Here is a 22406-nt window from a genome sequence, read left to right on the forward strand (position 1 = left end):
ATAACACTAGATATGTTTACAAATGTATGTTAAACAAGTTTGAGAAATTCTGTATTGACAAACTAGACGATCATAATGAGAGTTTGATAAGTGATTTGTTAATACTCAAAAAGGAAAATCCTGATTCAGAATGCTAGTAAATGATCATGATTGTTTAATATCTACAAACATGCTATCATAATCTTCATTTTCATGTGGAACGTGTATGAATCCTAATTTTTTATAAAAACCAATCACATCTTTTTCTGGATTAAGCATAACCAATCTACAACCAACTGATTCAGATAATTCAACTGCTTTACTAATAACCCATGAAACCATATATCGCCCAACTCCTTTTCGTTCGTAGTCTCTATGTGTTGCTAAATGACCAATCAACAATGCCGGTATATTTCCAAATGTGTCAATATCTAAAGTTTCATGTTCATCTTTTTTCATATGTGCCATTGCGACTGTAACAAAACCAATAATTTTTGATTCATAAAGAAAAATCCATGTTTGCCCAACTTGTAATTCTTGATCACTTAATGCATTAACTCTTAGATACTCTTCAAATTTTTGTTTTGAGCATTTGAAGTCATTTAATCCAAGTTGTGTATTGGATAATTTTCTATACCCAACTTTATTGAATTGAAGTTAGGTCCAAAACAAAATTAAATTTTTTGTAATTCTTTGGCTCTTTGTATAGATTCAGCTACCAGTTTTCTTTGTTCGTCTGTTGGACCAGTTTTTAATGTGTTAACAACTAGTTTCCATTGTTCTGCATTTAGCGGTTTTACTTCTCTTAGTGCCATGTTACACAATAACACTTATGTTATTTAAAAAGTTACTGTGTTTACCAGTCTGGATTAAAGATTCAGGGAAATTTTTTGTATCTTTCAAAAATAGGTAAGATCAAAATTAGAAAACATAAAAAAATTCCAGGTAATGCAAACATAAAACAAGTAATAATTACAAAATCTCAGAAATGGCATGCATGTATAACATGTGACATTAATGAATCGATACTAAACATTCCAAAAATTAATCTATCAAAAGCAGTTAGAATTGATGTTGGCATAAAGTCATTCACATATGATTCAGATGGGTATCATACACCAAATCCATTAAACCTCAAAAAGATGCTAAACCACTTACAAGAGTGCAAAACATTCAATGAAACAAGAAGAGACCATTAACTTATTTATGGTAGTTCACTAAAAGACTCTAAGAAGGTTATAGGTATGGACACATTAAATGATGATAACGATGAAGTTCTCTTTGTAGGTACTGCCGAAGCAGAACATGTAGAGATGTATCTAAAAGCAATTTGGCATATCAAAGAAAGGGGTGAGGATGTAAAAATAAGCACCATTGCAAAAATGCTCAATGTAAGACAACCAAGTGTTGTTCAAATGCTCAAGAAATTAAATTTGAAGAATCTTGTAAATTATAACAAAGCAGGAGTAAAACTCACAGAAGACGGTGAAAGAATAGGTGCAAGTATGATGAGAAACAGCAGATTACTTGAAGTTCTCATGGATAGTGCACTCAAAGTGGAAATTGATGAGGAGATGGTATGTGGAATTGAGCATCACATGAATAAGCAATTTACGAATGCTCTTTGTGTAATGTTAAAGCACCCAAGAAAATGTCCACATGATCATGAAATTCCAATGGGCGAATGTTGTAAATCAGCATAAGTGAAATTAAATCCCAAAAGATAATCTGTCAAGATATAGAGACATTAATCATTTGTCTATCTTCCTGACTCGCCACAATCGACTTGGCATCTTGAAACTGCTTCATTGCTTCAACTTGCGGTGCATTAGGGTTGAACCCAAAAGATATATCGTCTTGTAGATCATGTTGACTCATGGCATGTTTCTGTGGATGTGAAACATATGAAAAAAATGATGACGGATTCAAAATTGCATGTGTAAAGTGTGGACATGGTCCTCAAAATCATAGTAATGAATTCAGAGATGCTGCAAGAAAGAATGAATCACAAAGTCAAAAACGTGATGCAGACTTTGGATGATTATTCTCCGATAATTTTAACTAGAACTCTTTTTGGTCTTTTTCCATCAAATTCCCCATAAAAAATTTCTTCCCAAGGTCCAAAATCTAATTCACCGTTAGTTATAGCAACAACAACTTCTCTTCCCATCACTTGTCGTTTTAGATGAGCATCTGCGTTATCCTCACCTGTTTTGTTATGATCATATTGTGTAGTTGGTTCATGGGGAGCTAATCGTTCTAACCATTTTTCGTAATCATGAAGCAATCCACCTTCATTATCGTTAATGAAAACACTTGCAGTGATATGCATTGCATTTACAAGACAAAGTCCTTCTTTGACTTTACTCTTAATCACTAGTTTTTGTACATCAGAAGTGATATTGACAAAGGCTCTTCGTGTTCCAACTTTAAATGTTAGATATTCAGTTAGTGATTTCATATGTTTTGTATAACAATCATTAATTAAAATCCTAATGCAGGCTCAGAACTCAAGATCCTCATCATCAATCAAAGGGATAGGTACATCACGGCCCACAGTCATATTTTAAGCGGATTCCTATTGAGTCTTTCAAGTTGGTGAACCAGCGGATCAATCTTTACCATATGTCATTTTATGATCTCCGATCCTGACTAATTCTATTGTATGTTTATCATAATCGACCCTGTAAATCATTCGATCGTCACGTCCTAATTCATATGCATATACTTCCATAGATGATTTGTAGACTCCTAATGACTCGGGTTTTTCAGAATAAGCAAGTTGCATTAATGCTTTCTTGACTCTCTCTTGTCTGACAGAACCTAACAATTTGTATTGTTTTTTGAATTTGCTTTTTCTGTCAAATTCCCACAATCTAATCGTTTTCTAAATCTTTTATGAGTTCTTTAACATTTTTGAAATGTTTTGGTTTTTCTTTACTAGATGAGTATTCTTTAATATCTGCTATCTCCTCTGGAGTGAGGTCATTTGATTTCTTTGTTTTTGCAGAAGATTGCATGTTTTGAGTTAGTGTTTGTTTCTAATAATGTTTTAGAAGGATGTTGCACCATTACGAGTCAAACCACACCTCTCAGAAGCCTACAAATGAAAGTATGATTATAACAGTGGAATTATACAAAAAGAGGTTTTGAGCAGTACCTTAAATTCTAAGAATGTTTGTTCAAACGTGTTTTTGAGACATTTTGTTACAATATAGAATGAAGACAGGAAGTACTTTTCCATAATATTATAAATGGCGAATTGATGATCAGTTCAAAATGGTTGCAATAGATACACCTGCCTCATTGGAAAGTTTCAGAAGATTTGTAATCTCAAGTACGTGTAAATCCTATGCTCCAAGAAGTTATTTGGAAGATTTTGAGGTTTTTGCAGAAAGAGAAGATAGTTTAGGTGCAATTTATGTCGAAGCAGCTGATAAAGTAACTTTAAAAAAAATTAGAGACATTACATTTGTTAATGGAAAAGATGTTTTAGGAATTATTTACAACTCAAAAAGCGGAAATACGTCTCTAAAATGGAGACAATTAAGAAGAACTAATGGTAAAGTCACTGGTGAAGCTTCTGCAAACTCGCTTACAAATCTGGCAGAATCAGGTGTTTTAACGTTAGATTGGGTTGAAAATTACTTGAAAAAGAAAGCTGAAGAGACAAAGACAGAAACAAGCTAAACTCTTTTCTTTTTGTAAAATAAAACAAAATCATGATAACAAAAATTATAGATGACAATTCAATTTCTGTCATCCCAGAGGATTCTGAAGATCTTTTGAATTTACGTCGCATAATCAAAGAAAATGACAAAGTGATAGGAGATACAACTAGAGTTTTAAAACAAGATAAAGATTATTCCAGACCAGATAAAGGTGAGAGAATAAAAATTAGGATAGCGTTAACAGTAGAAAAGATTTCACTTGATGGGGTTTTAGATAGATTACGAGTTGGTGGAACAATTTCTGAATCAAGTAGTGAATCAGTGCCACATGGATCACATCACTCATTTATTTTAAAACTCAATGATGGAATTACAATTTTAAAGAAAAAATGGCTGCCTATTGAAAAAAAGCTTTTAGAATCAAGTAATAATCAGATTAGTTTTGTGCTAGTTGCAATTGATACAAGTGATAGTGGAATTGCAAGATTAAGAGGAACACATTTAGAATTCATGCCAAACATCTACTCAGGTTCTGGTGGGAAAAGATACAAGACTAACTTTAATATTGAAAAATTCTTTGATCAAGTACTGCAAGCATTATCAAGTATTTTCAAGGAAGGTGACACAATAGTAATTTTTGGTCCAGGTGAAACAAAAAAGAGATTTGCAAATTTTATTGAAAAATCACAAAAACTTCAAAAATATAAAATTCAGGTAGTTGAAGGAATTGATTCCGGAGGAGAAGATGGGATTTACACGTTTACAAAATCACAAACAATGCAAGAAATAATGTCAGATAATAAATTGGCCAAAGCATCATCAATAATTGATGAAATCATGATTCTTGCAAATAAGAAAAGCAGGAAATTTACAATGGGATATGAAGAAACTTTTAATGCAAATCAAATGGGTGCAGTGGAATCACTAGTATTTTCTGATAAAGCAATTCAAGAAAATAATGAACAACAAATAATGGATTTTCTAAATGATGTTGAAGACAAGGGAGTAAAAATTTACAGTGTTGATTCATCTACAGATATTGGTTTGAGAGTTACAGGTTTGGGTGGAATAGTTTCTTTGTTACGATACGCAATAGAATCTTAATTTGTAGATTTTATCAACCAGTCAAGATATGGCTTGTTAATAGAAGTTACATCAATTTCTGCGATTTCAGGAACATCATATGGATGAGTTTCTTTGATCTTCTTTTTCAACAATGCCTTGTTTTTTCTTACGGTTTTGAAGATAGCAAGGTATTCGGAGGTATTTTCTATCTTACCTTTCCAAGAGTAAATTGAAGAAATTTTAGAAATATTGACACATGCAACAATCTTATTTTTTACAAGTTCATTTGCAACAATACTAATTGATTTTTTACTAGGATATGTTGAGATGATTATCACTGGTTTCATAGTAACCGATAAATGACTGTGGTTTAAAAAATTAACAATTAGTTTGGAACTTGATTTTATTACTCAGAATTCGATAATCTATGTCTTAATGGCATGGGTAGTAATTGTGGTCATTGCCAAAGCTCTAAAATTTGAAAAATATGGTTTTGAGATAAAGGCATATAGTTTGGTATACAAGAACAAGGGCGTAAACTCAGTACTCCTAAAAGTACTAAGTCGAACAAAAAGAGGCATTAGGGTTTTTGCAGATACAAGTGTAGTTGCCGGTTTTATTATGATGGCTTTTGCGTTTTGGTTTTTGTTAAATAATGTTTCAAACTTTTTTGTAGTGCCAACTGATTTTGCACCATTAACAGTACTTATTCCAGGAGTTACTTTGACCTCAACATCATCAATTGCATATTTTTTACTTTCCATTCCAATTGTACTAGTTATTCATGAAGGAGCACACGGAATAGTAGCAGCTCTTGAGAAAATTAAGATAAAAACTGGAGGTTTTGCAATATTCATTGCAATGTTTGCAGGATTCGTAGAACCTGACGAAGAAGAATTTGAGAAATCCAAAAAGATTTCAAAATTAAGAGTTATTGGAGCAGGCGCTACATCAAATGTAATATTTGCATTTATTTTAGGTGCAGTCCTATTAACAAATCCGTTTTTTGCTATGGTGCTACCTGAACCACTTCTAAGTATTTTCTATGAGTTACCTAGCGGTGTATTGATACTTTCAATCATAGAAAATTCAGGAGCTGAGCAAGCAGGATTACTAGCAAATGACATCATTACATCAATAAATGGTATACCGATCTTTAGTCCCATTGATTTTCCCATCTTAAATCCAGGTGAAACAGCTAGTGTTATTGTTCTAAGAGACGGTCAAACATTAGAATTTCCAGTAGAGATCATTCCTTCACCAGAGGATCCGGAAAGGGGATTAATTGGAATTATGAGAGATAACTCATTTGCTTACAAACCGGTAATGAATTTCATTGAATGGAATGATCCCAATGTTTCAATGTTCTTGTTATGGCTTTGGATGATTTCATTTTTCATAGGAATTATCAACATGCTTCCATTACCAATTCTAGATGGAGGAAAATTCATCCATACAATAATTGACAAAAAAATCTCAGACAAGGCAGTAAATATAACAATGTGGGGAATTTACGCATTCACCTTTGCATTATTTGGCCTCAACATCGCTTTATCATATATCAAGTCTGGATGGTTCACAATCTAGAATACCTAGATGATAAAATCCTTCTTTATTTTACTATACAGGAAATTCAACAGTAATTAATCTCTGTTCGATAGTTTGCATGTAAAGATGATTCAATGAATAAGTACGACCTTGTTTTAGTTTCAAAACCAACCTTTCATTAACTAATTTCTTTAACTGTTTATCGGTGTTTTTACCGTTATTCTTGACTACCATTCCAACACGTCTTTTCATCTTTTCATAATTGGTATAATCTTCCCCCCATGCACTCTCTTGCCACAAATAAAACAAGATTGTATCTTGTATTTCCGTGTCAGTCATTGTGCTTTTAACCAATAGTACTCAAATGATACTATTGGAAATTAATCTTTAAGTATATTGATTATATTATGTGTAGCATGGCTAAAGCAGAGTCAGGTATACTTGCACTTTATGGAGATTCACCACGTATGAAAATGGTTGATTTTTTCATGGCTTTTCCAAAAAATGAATTTACAGTACCTGAATTAGTGAAAGGTATCGGTATGAGTCGTACTACTGCATTCAAGGAAATTGACAAGTTACTATCTAATGGTATGATTGTACAATCTGGCAATATTGGAAAATCCCCAACTTATAAGATCAACAAAGTCAGTTCAATAGTCTATTTAATGCAAAGGATGGTTAGTCTTAGAAGTAAAACCGCAGCTACATCTCAAATAAAAAATAGAACACTAAACACACTTTTAAGAAAACAATTGGAGACAATAGACCAATTATACAACAGAGAAACAATGCTCAAAACAGAACTCAAGTTAACACGTACTATGATTAATGAAATACCCGTACAATAATCCCAATACATGTTTTATTATTGCAAACTTTTAAAATAAATTTTAGTAATATTTTACATTAGATTATTCATGTGTTGAATATTTTCTTAATCTGATACCTTAATTCTAGTTTTAATTGTAGAATAATAGCTAAATATCAATTTGACATAATATTACTTCATAGTATATTCAAAAGACAATTTCTCTGATGAATTAAAATCTAAAATTCAAAGAGAATGAATTTGGCCACAATACGCTCAGAGAATCAAATCGCTAGAAAGAGCTGAAAGAAAATTCTGAAAGTTATTTGTAAAAGAAAATGACCTAGGTAGAAAATGTGCAATACTAGAGGATTTGATCAATATGCAACCTGCAATTGTAAGATGTTGTGATACTGCAAAGACGATGTTATTACCAGATAAGAAGATTGTGAACTAACATATTATTCCTCAGGAGTAGAGTATTTGTGTTCAAAATGTGGCTCAAATTAAGTTCGATTGACCTTTGAGGATAATTTTAGAGAAATGTTATGTCTTTGATCAGAATAAAAAAAGTTAGACTACTGATTTGTATAGACTATCTATCTAATCCTAGAGCACCAAAATGGATTTGCTATACCTAAAGTATTCAGTCACATTTGTTAAACATGTCTAGGCACAAAAGAACTAAACTATGATCTTCTAAATATTCTATGAAATTAAGGATTTTCAGCAAAAAACCTTAGTGTGTTTTGTATGTTTTTCAATTCTGTATCATTTTTGGTTAATTCTCTTAGATTATCTACGGATATGTCCTTGTAGCGTGTCTTGACAATTCTATTCAAATCTTCAACGTCTTGGTCTCTGTTTGCCCTAAATTTTGATACAATTAACGTTTCTAGGCTCATGGTATTTACCGTATTTCCTTTATTATCAATAGGTATGGCTTGAGCTTTATCGATTATTGTCTGCAAAGGAATATCATTTAGATCACGTGAGCTATAGATATCAATTTTATATCCTCTAGGAGTGTATTTTTTCTCTTTTTTATTTTCCTGCACAATTCTATATTGTTTGTTTAGTAGTTCTTCATTTGAGATTTCATTTGCAATTACAAAGTCAATGTCTTGTGATTGACGCAATTCATTTGTTTGTAAAATTACTGCAACTGCTCCTACAAATGTCACAGAGCCTAAATCTTTTGTAATGTTAAACGCTTCACGAATTATAGGTTTCATTTAATTTCTCACTTGGTAAGTCCTCTTGAACTTTAATTATAGTTTCAATTGGAAACCGTGCTTTTACTTTAATTGAATCTCCATATAGTAATTGAATCGCAACTGCATCTAATATGCTTCTTCCTCCATTTGCAAGACAGTCTAAAAAGATTCTTTCTATTTTATTGTCAAATGAACCAATTTTTGGTAATAATATGACATGACCTTTCACTCCTTCACTAAAATTATTTTTTTTAAGAAACTCAACACTTTTTTCTACATCGTCTACATATACATACAGATTTTGTGGAATTTGAAATTTAGTCATCTCCCATGCTTGATAATCTAGTGTGATCATTGCAGTTTCTGGTTTATGATTAATGACAAAATTGATATCTGAATTATTGTAAGAACGTCCAAATCTTCGTGCTTGTTTTAGTGTAAGTAGTGACGGAATTAATTTTTTTAAAATGTTTACTGGCTGAGATACAACTTCTCTTTTGATAGAAAAATTACCGCGATTATACGTTGCAAGACCTAGTGGTAGTAATGATTTGATTCGTCTATGTACTGTTTTTGTTGATTCATCCATTGTATCGAGGTTCTTTAGATTATAGACAGGTCTAGGGGGTAGCTTTTGAGCAAATAACAATGCTGGTGCCATCTTTTCTAAAAGCACCGTTGGATCTTCCATCACGCAGTATTGTTAGTATTGATATATATATAAAGTTTAGACAAAAATGTCTATTATAATACCATTGGGTAAGGGAGATAGATTAGGTTAAGGTCACATTAGTTCTATCTCATTACCATCTTGTCAAATATGGAACTGATTTTACAATTCTAATTGGTCTTACCCTGTTTTTCCATCTACCTTTATTATTTCACCCAATCTTTTTGCAAGATTTTTGCCAATAATACAAAATGATTAAGATTTCTGTACCTAGTGCTCTCTGAAATATCATGAACAATCATTTCATCATTGTATTTTAGAAAAGATTCTAGTTTTTTTGCAGAAAGAAGTTTGTTTTGTTTTTCAATAAATATTACAATCTTATTAACATGATAGTAGATAGTGTCGTCCTTCTGATTGGATTGGTAAATCTGCTTACTAGCCATGGCAAGAGTTAGTGTTTAGATGGTTATAACAGACTGGTCAGCATACCTAAAGAATCATTAATGAAAAAAACTAGTTAATTTCATGAAATGTGATAGGTGTGAGAATCCTGCAGCATACACAAGAAAATATTCAGGTGAAAAACTGTGTTCAAAATGCTTCTCAAACTCGATTGTAAGAAAAACTGCTAAAACAATTTCAAAATATAATATGATTCAACATAATGAGTTAGTAGCAGTTGCAGTATCGGGAGGAAAAGATTCTCTTGCATTATTAAAAATAATTAATGAAATGGCATCTACACATAGTTTTAAAATTAAAGCCATTACAATTGATGAAGGCATTCCAGGATATAGAAATGAGGCATTAGAGATTGTAGAAAAATTTTGTAATGAACTAAATGTTGAACATAAAGTCTATTCATACAAAGATCTTTTTGAACTTACACTTGATGAAGCATTAGAATTAAGAGAGAATGACAAAACATCATCATGTTCAATTTGTGGAACATTAAGAAGGAGGGCAATCGATTACGCTGCAAAAGATATTGGTGCAGATGTAATTGCAACTGGTCACAATCTAGATGACACATTACAAACGTTTGTCATAAACATGCTTTCAGGCGACACAACAAAAATTGGATGGATGGATCCTGACACATCTACAAATTCTTTAAGAAAAATCAAACCATTTTGTGAGATTTACGAATCTGAAATAGTTTTTTACGCATTTACAAATGATATGCCATTTCAATCTGAACCTTGTCCACACATGAACGAAGGAATAAGAACAGAAATTCGTGAATTTTTAAATTCATTGGAAAATCAACATAGTGGAATTAAAAATAACTTGTATCAATCAATTCTTAAAGTATCTCAGATAGTTAAAAATTCTAACACTAAGCAAAAAACAATTTGTAAAAAATGTGGTAATGAATGTACAGGCGACGTATGCTCAGTATGTAGCATGGTTTTAAAACTAAAAGAAAATCAAACCTAATGTAAATGTGAACTACCACCCAACAAGTTAAGTGATCTCTTCTTGTTTCATTGAATGCTTTGCACTAACTAGTAAATCATACAATGTTCAAAGTATGAAAAAATAATAGTAATCTAAAAAAATTAGATTGAGTACAGATCTAAAGATCATTTTGATATAGATTTAGATAAGATCAAAAATACATGCATGAATTTTAAAAATATACATTGATTCATGCTTAGCATAATAGGATGATCCTCGCTATGCAAATATAACATACTTTCTTAGGAAAATTGGTAGTAGGTAAGATCAGGGTGCTAGCCGTGCCCTATTCTGAAACCGGCTATATGCAGAGATCAGTAACTGTTGGGTAAATCTCTAGATGGGTAATTCCCGCTTGGTGTGCGGAAATGAAATCACGCCGAGGCGGGTGGTTGCAGGACTAGAAATATCCGAAGGGATAACTTCTAAGACCGAACCATCGAAAGGGATGAGGTCCGGGAGGGAGCAATCCTAAGATGGGGCATCCACGCTTCCTCGTCAACGTGGCGGATCTTGTATGCCTTGAAATGGGGCTATTCGTCTAGACTGGAACCAGCAGATCTACTACCTTTATAATTAAAATCGGATTTGCAAACTCATGGAAGGAATTATCTCTTTTGGAAACAAAAGAAGCTATGAAGACTTTAAGAAGCAAATTCCAAGTTCGGTCTTACCACTGTTTGATTCAATTAGAGAATTTTGTTTCTCATTAGGAGATAAAGTGATAGAAGATATCAGGATGCACAGAGTAGTTTTTTGTAAATCAATGACATTTAGATGGTTTGCAGACGTAGAGCCAGAAAGAGACGGAGTTATTATTAAAATTCAAAAAAATAGAAAAGAACCAATACAGATTATTCACATTAAGAAAGAACAAAAGATGTTAGACTTTAGTCAAGCCATTAAAGATGCATTTGAAGAAATTCATTAATACAAAACATCAAATTTTGAGAATTCTCCAGTGAATTTTTCATTTCGTATATCTACATCCTCAACTCTAGCATTAGCAGGTCCTCCATGAGCCCATTCAATTAATCTACTAATCTTTTCTTCATCTCCTTCTAAAACTGCTTCAACGCGGCCATCTTTGAGATTCTTAACCCAACCGAAAATATCATTTTTCTTTGCCATTACTTTCAATGTTTGACGGAAAAAAACACCTTGTACTTTACCTGTTACAAAAAGTCTAACACGCTGATTTGACATCGAAATTGTGTTTCAAACAGGCATTAATCAATATTAGGCTAAAATAAGATTACTTTCGTTCTTTAATTCTAGCTCTACCTGTCTTTCTAGCAGCAATGCTACCTACTTTTGCACCAGGAGGAGCATTTCGTGATACAGTTGAACTTTGTCCAACGTGTTGATGACGACCACCACCGTGGGGGTGTACATATGCAGCTTGGGCAACTCCTCTTACAATTGGATATTTCTTTCCTTTAGCTCGAAAACTACGCCACTTGTTACCTGCACTCATAAAGAATCGTTCGCTAGCTCCACCACCAGCAAGAGTACCAATCATGGCTCTATTTTTTGGATTAAGGGTGGCAAATTTTCCAGAAGGTAGTTTAACAGTTACACCACCATCGCCGTGAGAGAAAATAGTTGCGTTAGTACCTGCAGATTTTACAATAGCACCACCATCTCCAAAATGCTTTTCAATATTACATACAATTGTACCATCAGGGATATTTTGAATACTAATGACATTTCCTTTTTCAATTGTTGATTTTAATCCAAATTGCAAAGTTTCACCTACTTTGGTTCCAAGAACAGCAGGAACAAATGAAACAGAACCATCTTCAAATCTGATTTTAGATAATGGTGCTTCTCTACCACGTTCATGAACTAGATCAATAATTTCACCTTCATGTTGTTCTGAAAGTGGAAAACGTGGATAATTTGCTTTTGAGCCTACTTTACCAGTAGATGTAGATCTAAATTGATTACCTCCACGGCCTCGTCTTCGAACTAGTGGTCTCTTACCCAAGTTGATCGTTTCCTATGTAAAGAGAATTTTAAGCTTGTGGTACATTTCTTAGTCAGTTTGAGAAATTACCACAAAGGTATAAAAATTAGAATTAAGGCTAGTGTATATGAGTCAAAATGCTCTTTCTCTAAAAGTTCTTGAAGCATATACAAGAGATGTTGGAAGAGGAGTAGCAAGAATAGATTATGATTCTATGGACACACTAAGTGCATCAACTGGTGATGTTATAGAAATTAAAGGTAAAAGAAGAACAGTTGCAAAATGTCTTCCGTTATATCCATCTGATGAAGGAAAAGGAATTATCAGAATAGATGGATTAGGGAGAAACAATTCAGGAATTGCTATTGGAGACACTATCTCGGTTAGAAAAATAAAAGCAGTGGCTGCAGAAAAAGTAGTAGTTGCACCATTAGAAGCTATTCCACCAATTGATGAGAGATATCTTGCAGATGCTCTAGAGAGTGTTCCTTTGATTAAGGGAGATAATGTGATGGTACCATATTTTGGCGGACGTTTAACTTTTCAAGTAATAGGAGTAACACCTGCAGCTGATGCTGTTTTGGTAACTCAAAAAACAGTTTTCCATATTGCAGAAAAAGGGGAAACACTACGTGGGGTTCCACAAGTTACCTATGAAGACATTGGTGGCATATCAAATGAAATTAAAAAAGTTAGAGAGATGATTGAATTGCCATTAAGACATCCAGAGATTTTTGAAAAATTAGGAATTGAGGCACCAAAAGGTGTATTGTTGTATGGTCCCCCAGGTACAGGAAAAACACTACTGGCAAAAGCAGTAGCAAATGAAAGTAATGCACATTTCATCAGTATTTCAGGTCCAGAAATAATGAGCAAGTTTTATGGTGAAAGCGAAGCAAGATTAAGAGAAATTTTCAAAGAAGCAAGAGAAAAAGCACCATCAATTATCTTTGTAGATGAAATCGATTCTATTGCACCAAAAAGAGAGGAAGTCACTGGCGAAGTTGAAAGAAGAGTTGTATCGCAAATGTTATCCTTAATGGATGGATTAGAAGCAAGAGGCAAAGTAATTGTTATTTCTGCAACAAATAGACCAAATGCAATTGATCCTGCACTAAGAAGACCAGGAAGATTTGATAGAGAGATTGAGATTAAAGTTCCTGACAAAAAGGGAAGAAAGGACATTCTTGCAATCCACAGTAGAAACATGCCACTATCAGATGATGTAGACATTGAGAAAATCTCATCAGTTAGTCATGGATATGTTGGTGCAGACTTGGAATATCTATGTAAAGAGGCCGCAATGAAATGCTTGAGAAGATTATTACCAGTTTTAAATTTAGAAGAAGAGAAACTACCTCCAGAAACTTTAGATAAACTAATTGTAAATCATGATGATTTCCAGAAAGCCTTGATTGAAGTAACTCCATCTGGAATGCGAGAAGTTTTCATCGAGAATCCAGATGTAGCATGGGAAGATGTTGGCGGTCTAGAGGAAGTCAAACGAGAACTACAAGAAGCTGTAGAATGGCCAATGAAATATCCAGGACTTTATGATAAATTAGGACACCGTATGCCAAGAGGAATCTTACTTCACGGTCCAAGTGGTACTGGTAAAACTCTACTTGCAAAAGCAGTAGCTACTCAAAGTGAAGCAAACTTTGTTTCAGTTAGAGGACCTGAACTCCTATCAAAATGGGTAGGAGAATCAGAACGAGGAATAAGAGAAATTTTCAAACGTGCACGTCAATCAGCACCATGTGTTATATTCTTTGATGAAATCGATTCTATTGCACCAATTAGAGGAGCTGGTGGAGAAACTGCAGTTACTGAAAGAGTCGTAAGTCAATTACTAACAGAGTTAGACGGTATGGAGAACATGCATGGTGTAATAGTTTTGGCTGCAACAAATAGAGCAGATATGATTGATCCAGCACTGTTAAGACCAGGAAGATTTGATAAGATTATTCAGATTCCACTTCCAGATAAAGAAAGTAGAAAGAGTATCTTGAAGATTAATGCTGCAAAAATTCCAATTATTAGTGATCAAAATGATCCTATGCATATTAATTTTGAAAAACTTGGAGAGATAACAGATGGACTTAGTGGTGCAGACACAGCATCTATTGCAAATACTGCAGTGTCATTAGTTATCCATGAATTCTTGGATTCACATCCAGATGTCAAAGATATTGAAAAAAGTAGTATAGACGCCAAAGTGACTATGAAACACTTTGAGGAAGCAGTAAAGAAAGTAAGAGAACAAAAAGACCTCAAGTTGGGTGAAAAATTAGTAGCCTCCTATTACAGGTAGTTTTAATAAAATAACAAATCTAATCCTCATAAATGTCAGAACATACTGGATATGAAGGAAAGTCATTAGAATTTCTCAAGAAAAACAAAATTACAGTTGGAGATTCTGTAAAGATTTCAGCGGATATAACATATTCAGGAATAATAATGCCTAGATATGAGCACAGTGATGACAAGCATGTTGTTTTGAAACTAAAGAGTGGATATAACATAGGATTAGAAATTACAAAAATTGAAAAAATTGAAAAAATTGCATCTTCGGAAAAAATTATAGAGAAAAATAAAGTAATCAAAAAAAATGAAGAGTTACCAAACATTTTGTTGTTGTCAACTGGCGGTACAATTGCAAGTAAAATTGATTATAGAACAGGTGCAGTCACACCAGTATTAACTGCAGAAGAATTGAATTCGTCTGTGCCAGAACTTGCCGAAATTGCAAACATTGACACAAAAGTACTATTTTCAGAATATTCCGAAAATATAATGCCTCAACATTGGCTAAAAATTGCCGAAACAATAAAAGAATATTCCAATTCAGATTATGCAGGAATAATTATTGCACATGGTACAGATACAATGCATTATACATCATCTTATCTCTCTTTTGCACTTGCAGGCTTTTCAATACCTATAGCATTAGTTGGATCACAGAGATCATCAGATCGTGCGTCATCAGATGCTGCATTAAATTTGATTGGAGCTGTATCATTTCTTACGAAATGTAAAACTAATGGAATTTACATAATAATGCATCAAGATGAGAATGATGAAACCATTGCATGTCATATTGGTACAAGAGTAAGGAAAAATCATACCAGTAAAAGAGGAGCATTTCAAACGGTTGGAGATGATCCTGCATTTTTAATTATAAATAATGAAATTCATAATAATATGAAAACAGAATTTTTTACAATTAAAGAATTTGATCCTAAAATAAAAATAAATGAAAAAGTAGCTCTAGTAAAATACTACCCAGGATACAATCCAGAATTGTTAAAAAATATTATTGATTCAGGATATAAGGCAATAATTTTTGAAGGAACAGGATTAGGACACATAGGAGAAAACATGTATCCAATAGTGAAAATTGCAAATGAAAAAGACATCTTTATGGGAATGACTTCACAGTGTATAGACGGTAGAGTAAGAATGACAGTATATGAAAGTGGAAGAGATTTGCTTAATTTAGGAATAATTCCATTAGAAAATATGATTCCAGAAGTTGCGTTGGTAAAAGCAATGTGGGCAGCTGGAAATACTGAAAAACGTGATGAGATTAAAGAAATTATGTTAGACAAAATTGCATCAGAATTTTCTATATGATCAGGTATCAACATGGAAGAATTTTCAATTAAAGATGTAGGAGTTAAAGTTGGATTAGAAATTCATCAACAGCTTGCAACTGATAAAAAATTATTTTGTAATTGTACACCAATTGAATCAGAGGAGTATTCAATGAAATTCCAGAGAAAATTACGAGCATCTAAAAGTGAATTAGGAGAATTTGATCCTGCAGCATTGTTTGAGAGTACAAAATCAAAAAGTATAGTGTATTATGCAAATCCACAAAGCAGTTGTTTGGTAGAACAAGATGAAGAACCTCCACATGAACTAGATGAGGATGCAAAAAAAATTGTATTAGTTATTTGCTCTTCATTGAAATCAAATATTTTTAATGAAATTTATCCTATGCGAAAAACAGTAATTGACGGATCAAATACAACAGGTTTTCAACGTACAATGTTAGTTTCGCAAGGAGGTTCTTACAAAGCCGGTGAAACAGAGATAAAAATTCAGTCAGTTTGTCTTGAAGAAGATGCTGCAAAGATATTAGGAGATGAAGGTACTGTAAGAAAATTTGGTTTAGAACGACTAGGAATACCATTAGTTGAAATTGCAACAGAGCCTTTTGAAGTGGAAACAAATGAAATTAAAAAAATTGCGTTGGCTTTAGGAAGAATTTTGAGAAGTACAAAAAAAGTGAAAAGAGGTTTAGGTTCAATTCGTCAAGATGTTAATGTTTCAATTAGAGATGGAGGTGTAGTAATCGAGGTAAAAGGAGTTCAGCAGTTAGAACAATTAGAAAAAGTTGTAGAATATGAGGCTAAAAGGCAACATGGATTACTCAAAATCTCAAAAAAAATACAAGAGCGAAATTGGACATATAGTGAGAGTGATAAAAAAGACATTACAAAAATATTTTCAGAATGCAAATCAAAAATTATTCAAAGTGCAATAAAGAAAAATCAAAAAATTATTGCTTTATCTTTTAAAAACATGGGAGGATTGTTTGGTTATTCGCCATACGAAGGAATAAGATTAGGTAAAGAAGTGGCCGAACTAGTACGATTTTTTGGAATAGGTGGGATTTTCCATTCAGATGAATTACCAAATTACGGAATAGAAAAGTCAGACATTAACAATCTAAGAGAATATTTAGAGATTAATGATAATGATGCATTTTTAATTTTAGCGTCTCCTGAAGAAAAAATGAATGTAGTAATAGATCAAATAATTTTAAGAATCAAATATGTTCAAAATCATGGAATCCCAATAGATACCAGATTAGCTACTCAATCAGGTGAAACAAAATTTCTTAGACCAAGACCTGGTGCAGCTAGAATGTATCCTGAAACAGATATTCCTCCAATAATTATCACAAAAAAAGAATTGATAGAAGCAGAAAAAAATATTCCAAAATCTTGGGATGAATCTATACAAGAATTACAAACAAAATACAACATCAATCTACAACTCGCTGAACAGATTTTTGATTCACGTTATATGGAATTATTTGAAACTATTGTTGAAAAAATTAAAACTAATCCTACTTTTGTTGCGTCAGTTCTTTGTTCATTAATTACAAATTTAGAAAGAAGTGGATTAAGGCCAGATTTATTAAAAAATGAAGAGATCATAAAATCATTCCAATTGTTAGAAGAAGGAAAGATTGCTAAAGAATCAATTGAGATAATATATGAGAACATTATGTCTGGAAAATCTAAAACAATTGAGGAGTCTTTGAAAAATGCATCTATTGAGGCTGTTAATGAAAATGATTTAGAGAAAATTATCATAAACATAATAGAGAAAAATCAGGAAATTATTGAAAATCAAAAAGAAAGAGCCATTGGTCCATTGATGGGAATTGTAATGAAAGAGTTGAGAGGGAGAGCTTCTGGTGAAATGATAAATAATTTACTTGTAAAAAATATAAAAAAGAAATTAGAAATGCTTGATTAAATGCGGGAAGTGGGATTTGAACCCACGAACTCCTAGAAGATAAGGATCTGAACCTTACACCGTTGACCAGGCTGGGTGACTCCCGCATAGTAAAATTTTGGGATCAGGAATAAGTTTCTTTATTATACCATTAAACAATTACATACAATTAATCTAGAGATAAAATGGAATTCAGAGAAGTGTATTGCGCAAATTGTAAAAAGATTCTTGGTCGTTACAACACCAAATACTATAATGATGAGAAAATTGGTGAATTAGTGAACAATACTCATTCTACACACATAAGGAATGGACATCAAGTTCACATTAGAAAATTTGAAAAAGACTAGTAAAGTTTTATTTTCTCAATTGCTTCTGAAAGATTTGAAACACGATGGATTGATGTTTCAGAAATATGTTGATTCCAAGGTTGTGAATACAAAATCATTTTTTTATTATTTTTAAGAAATTTTTCTGCATTAAGTGGAGAATCATCAATAAATATGTCATAGTCTAGATCAGCTTTCATTGGTCCATCTATAACTGATATGTAATTGTCGTACGATATGTCATGATGGTTGAGCCATGATTTAACAAAAGAATCTGTGGAACGTTCTCTTGCAGTAACAATGTCTACTTGACCCATAGTTGAGAGTGATTTAGTAATTGATGACAGATCTTTTTCTGTTGGAGGTATAGATACCCAATTTTTCCAACATAAACTAAGTTCAGCATAAAAATCAAAACGATCTATTTTGAATTTCTTCCAGAATTCCCAGTCAGTAATTTCATGTTTGGATATAATAGGTCTAATTGTATTGCTATGATTTAGCCATGATTTTATTACATCTGCAAGAACACCGTCAACATCTAATGCAATTTTCATATTTTATCATTAGTCACTTGCCTTTCTAAATTCATCTAAAAGATTTTTTTGATGTTTGTTGAGTTTTGTTGGAACATTTACTACAATCCGAACAAATTGATCTCCTTGTCCCCTATAATTGATATGAGGAACTCCTTTTCCTTTTAGTTTGACTATAGTGTTTGGTTGACTACCAGAATCAACTTTAATTTTCTCTTTACCCTCTAAAGTTGGAACAATTATCTCACAACCTAATGCAGCATCAATCATAGAAATATTGTGATCATAGAAAATATCTTTTCCATCTCTAGTGAATTGTGAATGAGGTTGAACTCGTACTCGAACTATTAAATCACCATTAACACCATTAGGAACTTCATTTCCTTCACCAGAAACAGTATAATCACCTGAATCAATGCCAGGTGGAATATCAAATGTGACAGTTTTAGAACCTCTTTTCTTTCCTTGTCCTTTACATTCACTACAAGGAGATTCTATGATAGAGCCTTGACCCCTACAAGTAGAACACGGTGCAGCAGTTACAAATGATGCAAATCCCATATTACGAGTTTGTCTCACTTGCCCTTGACCATTACATGTTGCACATGTTTTCTTATTGGTACCAGGTTTAGAACCAGTTCCTTGGCAATTATCACATTGAACTTGTTTTTGTAAATTAATTTCCATTTTTTTTCCATGAAGTACATCTTCTAAAGTTACAGATGTTTCATATAGAAGATCAGATCCGCGTTGTTGATTAAATCCTCCTCCACTACGACCAAAGATTGATTCAAAAATTGAATCAAATCCTCCTCCACTACGACCAAAAATATCACTGAAATCCCCACGCGCGCCTTGAAAGATATCTTCACTTGAATATCTACCATCTACACCTGCATGTCCATGTTGATCATAGAGTTGCTTCTTTGCAGGATCTGAAAGAACAGCATATGCTTCAGAAATTTCTTTAAAATGTTCTGAAGATTCTGCAGATTTATTACGATCAGGATGGAATTTTAGTGCTAATTTTCTATACTGTTGTTTGATTTCATCCGAAGATGATGTTTTTGTAACGCCCAAGACTTCATAATAATCACGTTTTGCAGTCATAAATCATCATCCTTTATTGTAATTATAGTATAAATAATTGAATTGGAACTTAGTTAGTTTTTGTTTCATCGGTAGATGATTCAGCACCAGGTTGTCCTTCAGCACCAGGTTGTCCTTCAGCACCAGGTTGTCCTTCAGCACCATGTGGGGGTGAAGCATTTTTGTAAAGTTCAGTAGTAACTTCACTAACTAGAGCTTGTAATGCTTCAAGCTTAGGTTTTAGTTCAGCAGGTTCCTTATCTAAAACTTCTTTAACTTCTTTAACAGCATCAGTTATTTTAATTCCCTGCTCTTGAGAGATCTTATCTTTAAGATCATGATTGACTAATTTTTCTGTAGTGTAAATGTAGCTCTCTGCTTCATTCTTTAGATCAATTTTCTCTTTCTTCTTTTTATCTTCATCAGAGAATTTTTCTGCATCTTCTTTCAATTTTTCAATTTCTTCTTTGGATAGTTTTGATGAGGATTCAATAGTGATTTTTGCTTCTTTTTGAGTACCTAGATCTTTGGCAGTTACATTGATTATTCCATTTGCATCGATATCAAATTTTACTTCAATTTGAGGAATTCCTCGTGGGGCTGGTGGCAAATCAGTAAGATTAAAGCTTCCCAACGACACATTATCAGTTGCCATGGGTCGTTCACCTTGAACAATATGAATAGTGACTGCTGTTTGATTATCAGCTGCGGTGGTGAATACTTTGCTTTTAGAAGTTGGAATTGTAGTATTTCTTTCAATTAATGGTTCTCGTACACCTCCTAAAGTTTCAATTCCTAAAGTTAGAGGAGTAACATCAAGTAGAACTATGTCGCTAGTAACATCACCAGCAATAATTCCTGCTTGAATTGCAGCCCCCATCGCTACAGCTTCCATAGGATCTACACCAGATTCAGATTCTTGACCCACAATTCCGCTGACAAATTTTCTAACTAATGGAATTCTTGTAGGTCCACCAACCATGACAATTTTATTAATATTAGAATTGGTGAGTTTTGCATCTTCTAATGCTTTGAGTATAGAAGGCTTGCATCTTTCAACAATTGGTCTTATCAATTCATCAAGTTTAGATCTAGTAATTCTTAATTCGAGATTTTTAGCACCTGAAGACGGATCGTGAGAAATGAATGGTAAGTTTACATCAGTTTCCATAACAGTAGATAATTCAATTTTAGCTTTTTCAGAAGCTTCTCTAATTCTGGTCATGGCAGTTGAATCTTTAGTAAGATCAACTCCTTCTTTTTTTCTAAATTCATCTACAATAAAATCAATTAGAACTTTATCCATATCGGTACCACCCAACTGAGTATCACCAGAAGTACTAAGAACTTCAAAAACACCCCCACCCATTTCCATTATAGTAACATCTAATGTACCACCACCAAAATCAAATACAAGAATTTTCATATCTTGTGCTGCTTTATCTAATCCAAATGCCAAAGATGCAGCTGTTGGTTCATTGATAATTCTAACAACATCTAGGCCAGCAATAGTTCCGGCATCTTTAGTTGCTTGACGTTGATTATCATCAAAATATGCAGGTACAGTAATAACTGCTTTTTCTACAGGTTCGCCAATAAAGGCTTCAGCATCTTTTTTGATTTTTTGTAAAATGAATGATGAGATTTGTTGTGGTTTGTACTCTTTGTCTAAAATTTTAAATGTATAATCAGAACCCATTTTTCTTTTTGCAGCAACAATAGTTCTATCAGGATTTGTCACAGATTGCCTTCGTGCAGGTTCACCAACTAAAAGTTCACCGTCTTTAGTAAATGCTACAACTGATGGAAATGCCTTTCCACCTACAGTAGATCCTTCGGCTGCAGGAATAATGGTAGGTTTTCCACCCATTATTACTGCTGCTGCAGAATTACTTGTTCCTAAATCAATTCCAATAATTTTAGCCATATTTTATCATCCTTTTTTTGAAATTTCTACTAACGTAGGTCTTATAACTCTCTCATGAGAAATATATCCCTTCCTGATCTCTTTTGTGATTGTATTATCATCCAAATTCTGATCGTTAATGATAGATATAGCTTCATGGAAGTTTGGATCAAAAATTTCTCCTAATGCGTCAATTGGAATAACATGATATTTTTTCAATAAAGAATCCATATTTTTTAAAATAGAATCTAATCCTTCTGAATTAATTTTTGTATCAGAAAAAACTTCTTTTGCAAGAATAAAATCATCATAAATTTTTAAAAAATCTAATAAAAACTCATTAATTTTTGTATTTACACCATTTTCTATATCTGATTGAGTTTTACGACTAAGATTTTGAAAGTCTGCTAAAACATGTTTTAATTTTTCTTCATATTGAGATGATTTTTGTTTTTCTAGATCTAACAATTTAATTAATTCTTCAACGCTAATTTCTGAAAACTTTGAATCCTCTGTAGATTCATCATCTTCTGCTTTATTTTCAGATATTATATTGACTGGAATTTCATCATTATTAGTTTCACTTGACAATTCACCCAAAATTATGATTTAGGTAA

28 protein-coding genes, 1 tRNA gene, 1 other RNA gene and 1 pseudogene are annotated in these 22406 nt (G+C 32.8%); 14 read left to right on the forward strand and 17 right to left on the reverse strand.

Annotated features, from left to right (window positions below; all coding sequences use genetic code 11):
* Nucleotides 1-144: 144 nt before the first annotated feature.
* Both WDZ98_RS03245 and WDZ98_RS03250 read right to left on the reverse strand, forming a co-directional pair.
* Nucleotides 145-549: pseudogene (locus tag WDZ98_RS03245) on the reverse strand (GNAT family N-acetyltransferase); the annotation flags it as partial.
* A gap of 104 nt (nucleotides 550-653) precedes the next feature.
* On the reverse strand, nucleotides 654-794 hold the full coding sequence (locus tag WDZ98_RS03250; RefSeq protein WP_368057009.1) for a hypothetical protein: 141 nt from the start codon (nucleotides 792-794) through the stop codon (nucleotides 654-656).
* A gap of 75 nt (nucleotides 795-869) precedes the next feature.
* Here WDZ98_RS03250 and WDZ98_RS03255 point away from each other — a divergent pair, with 75 nt between their 5' ends.
* From WDZ98_RS03255 to WDZ98_RS03265, 3 genes are all read left to right on the forward strand, one after another.
* Nucleotides 870-1178, forward strand: a complete 309-nt coding sequence (locus tag WDZ98_RS03255) for a hypothetical protein (RefSeq protein WP_368057010.1) — start codon at nucleotides 870-872, stop codon at nucleotides 1176-1178.
* A gap of 45 nt (nucleotides 1179-1223) precedes the next feature.
* Nucleotides 1224-1682, forward strand: a complete 459-nt coding sequence (locus tag WDZ98_RS03260; RefSeq protein ID WP_368057011.1) for a metal-dependent transcriptional regulator — start codon at nucleotides 1224-1226, stop codon at nucleotides 1680-1682.
* A gap of 173 nt (nucleotides 1683-1855) precedes the next feature.
* Nucleotides 1856-2020 carry a hypothetical protein gene (locus tag WDZ98_RS03265; RefSeq protein ID WP_368057012.1) on the forward strand — a complete coding sequence of 55 codons (165 nt, stop codon included), beginning with the start codon at nucleotides 1856-1858 and terminating at the stop codon, nucleotides 2018-2020.
* Here WDZ98_RS03265 and WDZ98_RS03270 read toward each other — a convergent pair whose 3' ends face one another.
* From WDZ98_RS03270 to WDZ98_RS03280, 3 genes are all read right to left on the reverse strand, one after another.
* Entirely contained in the window at nucleotides 2021-2440 is a 420-nt protein-coding gene (locus tag WDZ98_RS03270) for a secondary thiamine-phosphate synthase enzyme YjbQ (RefSeq protein WP_368057013.1), read from the reverse strand.
* 150 nt (nucleotides 2441-2590) lie between these two features.
* Nucleotides 2591-2854, reverse strand: coding sequence for a hypothetical protein (locus tag WDZ98_RS03275; RefSeq protein ID WP_368057014.1), 264 nt, complete (start codon nucleotides 2852-2854; stop codon nucleotides 2591-2593).
* A 1-nt stretch (nucleotide 2855) separates the two neighbouring features.
* On the reverse strand, nucleotides 2856-2999 hold the full coding sequence (locus WDZ98_RS03280) for a hypothetical protein (protein ID WP_368057015.1): 144 nt from the start codon (nucleotides 2997-2999) through the stop codon (nucleotides 2856-2858).
* A 259-nt stretch (nucleotides 3000-3258) separates the two neighbouring features.
* Between WDZ98_RS03280 and WDZ98_RS03285 the strand changes: the two genes are divergently transcribed.
* Nucleotides 3259-3669, forward strand: coding sequence for a hypothetical protein (locus WDZ98_RS03285; RefSeq protein WP_368057016.1), 411 nt, complete (start codon nucleotides 3259-3261; stop codon nucleotides 3667-3669).
* A gap of 32 nt (nucleotides 3670-3701) precedes the next feature.
* Nucleotides 3702-4754, forward strand: coding sequence for an mRNA surveillance protein pelota (locus WDZ98_RS03290; RefSeq protein WP_368057017.1), 1053 nt, complete (start codon nucleotides 3702-3704; stop codon nucleotides 4752-4754).
* Here the strand turns inward: WDZ98_RS03290 and cutA are convergent.
* Complete coding sequence (gene cutA, locus WDZ98_RS03295) at nucleotides 4751-5062, reverse strand: divalent-cation tolerance protein CutA (protein WP_368057018.1); 312 nt, start codon at nucleotides 5060-5062, stop codon at nucleotides 4751-4753. The two genes, WDZ98_RS03290 and cutA, sit on opposite strands and share 4 nt — an antisense overlap.
* Before the next feature lie 88 nt (nucleotides 5063-5150).
* Here cutA and WDZ98_RS03300 point away from each other — a divergent pair, with 88 nt between their 5' ends.
* Nucleotides 5151-6302 (forward strand): site-2 protease family protein, encoded by a 1152-nt coding sequence (locus WDZ98_RS03300; protein WP_368060925.1) that lies wholly within the window; start codon nucleotides 5151-5153, stop codon nucleotides 6300-6302.
* 33 nt (nucleotides 6303-6335) lie between these two features.
* Here WDZ98_RS03300 and WDZ98_RS03305 read toward each other — a convergent pair whose 3' ends face one another.
* Complete coding sequence (locus tag WDZ98_RS03305) at nucleotides 6336-6602, reverse strand: hypothetical protein (protein ID WP_368060927.1); 267 nt, start codon at nucleotides 6600-6602, stop codon at nucleotides 6336-6338.
* A 77-nt stretch (nucleotides 6603-6679) separates the two neighbouring features.
* Here WDZ98_RS03305 and WDZ98_RS03310 point away from each other — a divergent pair, with 77 nt between their 5' ends.
* The gene (locus tag WDZ98_RS03310; RefSeq protein ID WP_368057021.1) at nucleotides 6680-7114 is read left to right on the forward strand and encodes a hypothetical protein; all 435 of its coding nucleotides are present in this window, start codon (nucleotides 6680-6682) and stop codon (nucleotides 7112-7114) included.
* Nucleotides 7115-7790: 676 nt separating this feature from the next.
* Here the strand turns inward: WDZ98_RS03310 and WDZ98_RS03315 are convergent.
* From WDZ98_RS03315 to WDZ98_RS03325, 3 genes are all read right to left on the reverse strand, one after another.
* Complete coding sequence (locus tag WDZ98_RS03315) at nucleotides 7791-8309, reverse strand: nucleotidyltransferase (protein ID WP_368057022.1); 519 nt, start codon at nucleotides 8307-8309, stop codon at nucleotides 7791-7793.
* Entirely contained in the window at nucleotides 8290-8985 is a 696-nt protein-coding gene (locus WDZ98_RS03320) for a hypothetical protein (protein WP_368057023.1), read from the reverse strand. Before WDZ98_RS03320 ends, WDZ98_RS03315 begins: the two co-directional genes overlap by 20 nt.
* 182 nt (nucleotides 8986-9167) lie before the next feature.
* Entirely contained in the window at nucleotides 9168-9407 is a 240-nt protein-coding gene (locus WDZ98_RS03325; RefSeq protein WP_368057024.1) for a hypothetical protein, read from the reverse strand.
* A gap of 82 nt (nucleotides 9408-9489) precedes the next feature.
* On the opposite strand from WDZ98_RS03325, the gene WDZ98_RS03330 reads away from it, so the two are divergent.
* The 3 genes from WDZ98_RS03330 (at nucleotide 9490) to WDZ98_RS03340 (ending at nucleotide 11356) form a co-directional block, all read left to right on the forward strand.
* Complete coding sequence (locus WDZ98_RS03330) at nucleotides 9490-10404, forward strand: TIGR00269 family protein (protein ID WP_368057025.1); 915 nt, start codon at nucleotides 9490-9492, stop codon at nucleotides 10402-10404.
* A gap of 276 nt (nucleotides 10405-10680) precedes the next feature.
* Nucleotides 10681-10992: signal recognition particle sRNA (gene ffs, locus WDZ98_RS03335), an RNA gene on the forward strand.
* A gap of 31 nt (nucleotides 10993-11023) precedes the next feature.
* Nucleotides 11024-11356 (forward strand): hypothetical protein, encoded by a 333-nt coding sequence (locus WDZ98_RS03340; protein WP_368057026.1) that lies wholly within the window; start codon nucleotides 11024-11026, stop codon nucleotides 11354-11356.
* On the opposite strand, the gene WDZ98_RS03345 is transcribed toward WDZ98_RS03340, so the two are convergent.
* Together WDZ98_RS03345 and WDZ98_RS03350 are read right to left on the reverse strand one after the other, a co-directional pair.
* Nucleotides 11353-11631 (reverse strand): acylphosphatase, encoded by a 279-nt coding sequence (locus WDZ98_RS03345; RefSeq protein ID WP_368057027.1) that lies wholly within the window; start codon nucleotides 11629-11631, stop codon nucleotides 11353-11355. The genes WDZ98_RS03340 and WDZ98_RS03345 overlap by 4 nt on opposite strands.
* A 49-nt stretch (nucleotides 11632-11680) precedes the next feature.
* A complete protein-coding gene (locus WDZ98_RS03350; protein WP_368057028.1) occupies nucleotides 11681-12415 on the reverse strand; it encodes a 50S ribosomal protein L2 in 735 nt (244 codons plus the stop codon).
* A 106-nt stretch (nucleotides 12416-12521) separates the two neighbouring features.
* Between WDZ98_RS03350 and WDZ98_RS03355 the strand changes: the two genes are divergently transcribed.
* From WDZ98_RS03355 to gatE, 3 genes are read left to right on the forward strand one after another with little or no spacing between them, the layout of a single operon-like run.
* On the forward strand, nucleotides 12522-14708 hold the full coding sequence (locus tag WDZ98_RS03355; RefSeq protein WP_368057029.1) for a CDC48 family AAA ATPase: 2187 nt from the start codon (nucleotides 12522-12524) through the stop codon (nucleotides 14706-14708).
* 32 nt (nucleotides 14709-14740) lie between these two features.
* A complete protein-coding gene (gatD, locus tag WDZ98_RS03360) occupies nucleotides 14741-16030 on the forward strand; it encodes a Glu-tRNA(Gln) amidotransferase subunit GatD (RefSeq protein ID WP_368057030.1) in 1290 nt (429 codons plus the stop codon).
* Nucleotides 16031-16042: 12 nt separating this feature from the next.
* Nucleotides 16043-17950 (forward strand): Glu-tRNA(Gln) amidotransferase subunit GatE, encoded by a 1908-nt coding sequence (gene gatE / locus WDZ98_RS03365; RefSeq protein ID WP_368057031.1) that lies wholly within the window; start codon nucleotides 16043-16045, stop codon nucleotides 17948-17950.
* A gap of 1 nt (nucleotide 17951) precedes the next feature.
* Here gatE and WDZ98_RS03370 read toward each other — a convergent pair.
* Nucleotides 17952-18036 (reverse strand) — tRNA-Leu (locus WDZ98_RS03370).
* A gap of 78 nt (nucleotides 18037-18114) precedes the next feature.
* Here WDZ98_RS03370 and WDZ98_RS03375 point away from each other — a divergent pair.
* Nucleotides 18115-18279, forward strand: a complete 165-nt coding sequence (locus WDZ98_RS03375) for a hypothetical protein (protein WP_368057032.1) — start codon at nucleotides 18115-18117, stop codon at nucleotides 18277-18279.
* On the opposite strand, the gene WDZ98_RS03380 is transcribed toward WDZ98_RS03375, so the two are convergent.
* From WDZ98_RS03380 to WDZ98_RS03395, 4 genes are read right to left on the reverse strand one after another with little or no spacing between them, the layout of a single operon-like run.
* Complete coding sequence (locus tag WDZ98_RS03380) at nucleotides 18276-18815, reverse strand: hypothetical protein (protein ID WP_368057033.1); 540 nt, start codon at nucleotides 18813-18815, stop codon at nucleotides 18276-18278. The genes WDZ98_RS03375 and WDZ98_RS03380 overlap by 4 nt on opposite strands.
* Before the next feature lie 9 nt (nucleotides 18816-18824).
* Nucleotides 18825-19904, reverse strand: a complete 1080-nt coding sequence (dnaJ, locus tag WDZ98_RS03385) for a molecular chaperone DnaJ (RefSeq protein ID WP_368057034.1) — start codon at nucleotides 19902-19904, stop codon at nucleotides 18825-18827.
* A 49-nt stretch (nucleotides 19905-19953) separates the two neighbouring features.
* Complete coding sequence (gene dnaK, locus WDZ98_RS03390; protein ID WP_368057035.1) at nucleotides 19954-21810, reverse strand: molecular chaperone DnaK; 1857 nt, start codon at nucleotides 21808-21810, stop codon at nucleotides 19954-19956.
* 6 nt (nucleotides 21811-21816) lie between these two features.
* Complete coding sequence (locus WDZ98_RS03395) at nucleotides 21817-22380, reverse strand: nucleotide exchange factor GrpE (RefSeq protein ID WP_368057036.1); 564 nt, start codon at nucleotides 22378-22380, stop codon at nucleotides 21817-21819.
* Between the last annotated feature and the right edge of the window lie 26 nt (nucleotides 22381-22406).

The sequence above is a fragment of the Candidatus Nitrosopumilus sp. genome (assembly GCF_040878665.1).
GTDB lineage: Archaea > Thermoproteota > Nitrososphaeria > Nitrososphaerales > Nitrosopumilaceae > Nitrosopumilus.

Coding starts and splice junctions, on each gene's coding strand:
- gatE (WP_368057031.1), top strand. CDS start 16,043: ATGGAAGAATTTTCAATTAAAGATGTAGGAGTTAAAGTTGGATTAGAA.
- dnaK (WP_368057035.1), bottom strand. CDS start 21,810: ATGGCTAAAATTATTGGAATTGATTTAGGAACAAGTAATTCTGCAGCA.
- WDZ98_RS03250 (WP_368057009.1), bottom strand. CDS start 794: ATGGCACTAAGAGAAGTAAAACCGCTAAATGCAGAACAATGGAAACTA.
- WDZ98_RS03340 (WP_368057026.1), top strand. CDS start 11,024: ATGGAAGGAATTATCTCTTTTGGAAACAAAAGAAGCTATGAAGACTTT.
- WDZ98_RS03300 (WP_368060925.1), top strand. CDS start 5,151: ATGGCATGGGTAGTAATTGTGGTCATTGCCAAAGCTCTAAAATTTGAA.
- gatD (WP_368057030.1), top strand. CDS start 14,741: ATGTCAGAACATACTGGATATGAAGGAAAGTCATTAGAATTTCTCAAG.
- WDZ98_RS03290 (WP_368057017.1), top strand. CDS start 3,702: ATGATAACAAAAATTATAGATGACAATTCAATTTCTGTCATCCCAGAG.
- WDZ98_RS03260 (WP_368057011.1), top strand. CDS start 1,224: ATGGACACATTAAATGATGATAACGATGAAGTTCTCTTTGTAGGTACT.
- WDZ98_RS03265 (WP_368057012.1), top strand. CDS start 1,856: ATGGCATGTTTCTGTGGATGTGAAACATATGAAAAAAATGATGACGGA.
- WDZ98_RS03355 (WP_368057029.1), top strand. CDS start 12,522: ATGAGTCAAAATGCTCTTTCTCTAAAAGTTCTTGAAGCATATACAAGA.
- WDZ98_RS03375 (WP_368057032.1), top strand. CDS start 18,115: ATGGAATTCAGAGAAGTGTATTGCGCAAATTGTAAAAAGATTCTTGGT.
- WDZ98_RS03270 (WP_368057013.1), bottom strand. CDS start 2,440: ATGAAATCACTAACTGAATATCTAACATTTAAAGTTGGAACACGAAGA.
- WDZ98_RS03280 (WP_368057015.1), bottom strand. CDS start 2,999: ATGCAATCTTCTGCAAAAACAAAGAAATCAAATGACCTCACTCCAGAG.
- cutA (WP_368057018.1), bottom strand. CDS start 5,062: ATGAAACCAGTGATAATCATCTCAACATATCCTAGTAAAAAATCAATT.
- WDZ98_RS03345 (WP_368057027.1), bottom strand. CDS start 11,631: ATGTCAAATCAGCGTGTTAGACTTTTTGTAACAGGTAAAGTACAAGGT.
- WDZ98_RS03330 (WP_368057025.1), top strand. CDS start 9,490: ATGAAATGTGATAGGTGTGAGAATCCTGCAGCATACACAAGAAAATAT.
- dnaJ (WP_368057034.1), bottom strand. CDS start 19,904: ATGACTGCAAAACGTGATTATTATGAAGTCTTGGGCGTTACAAAAACA.
- WDZ98_RS03315 (WP_368057022.1), bottom strand. CDS start 8,309: ATGAAACCTATAATTCGTGAAGCGTTTAACATTACAAAAGATTTAGGC.
- WDZ98_RS03305 (WP_368060927.1), bottom strand. CDS start 6,602: ATGACTGACACGGAAATACAAGATACAATCTTGTTTTATTTGTGGCAA.
- WDZ98_RS03310 (WP_368057021.1), top strand. CDS start 6,680: ATGGCTAAAGCAGAGTCAGGTATACTTGCACTTTATGGAGATTCACCA.
- WDZ98_RS03380 (WP_368057033.1), bottom strand. CDS start 18,815: ATGAAAATTGCATTAGATGTTGACGGTGTTCTTGCAGATGTAATAAAA.
- WDZ98_RS03325 (WP_368057024.1), bottom strand. CDS start 9,407: ATGGCTAGTAAGCAGATTTACCAATCCAATCAGAAGGACGACACTATC.
- WDZ98_RS03285 (WP_368057016.1), top strand. CDS start 3,259: ATGGTTGCAATAGATACACCTGCCTCATTGGAAAGTTTCAGAAGATTT.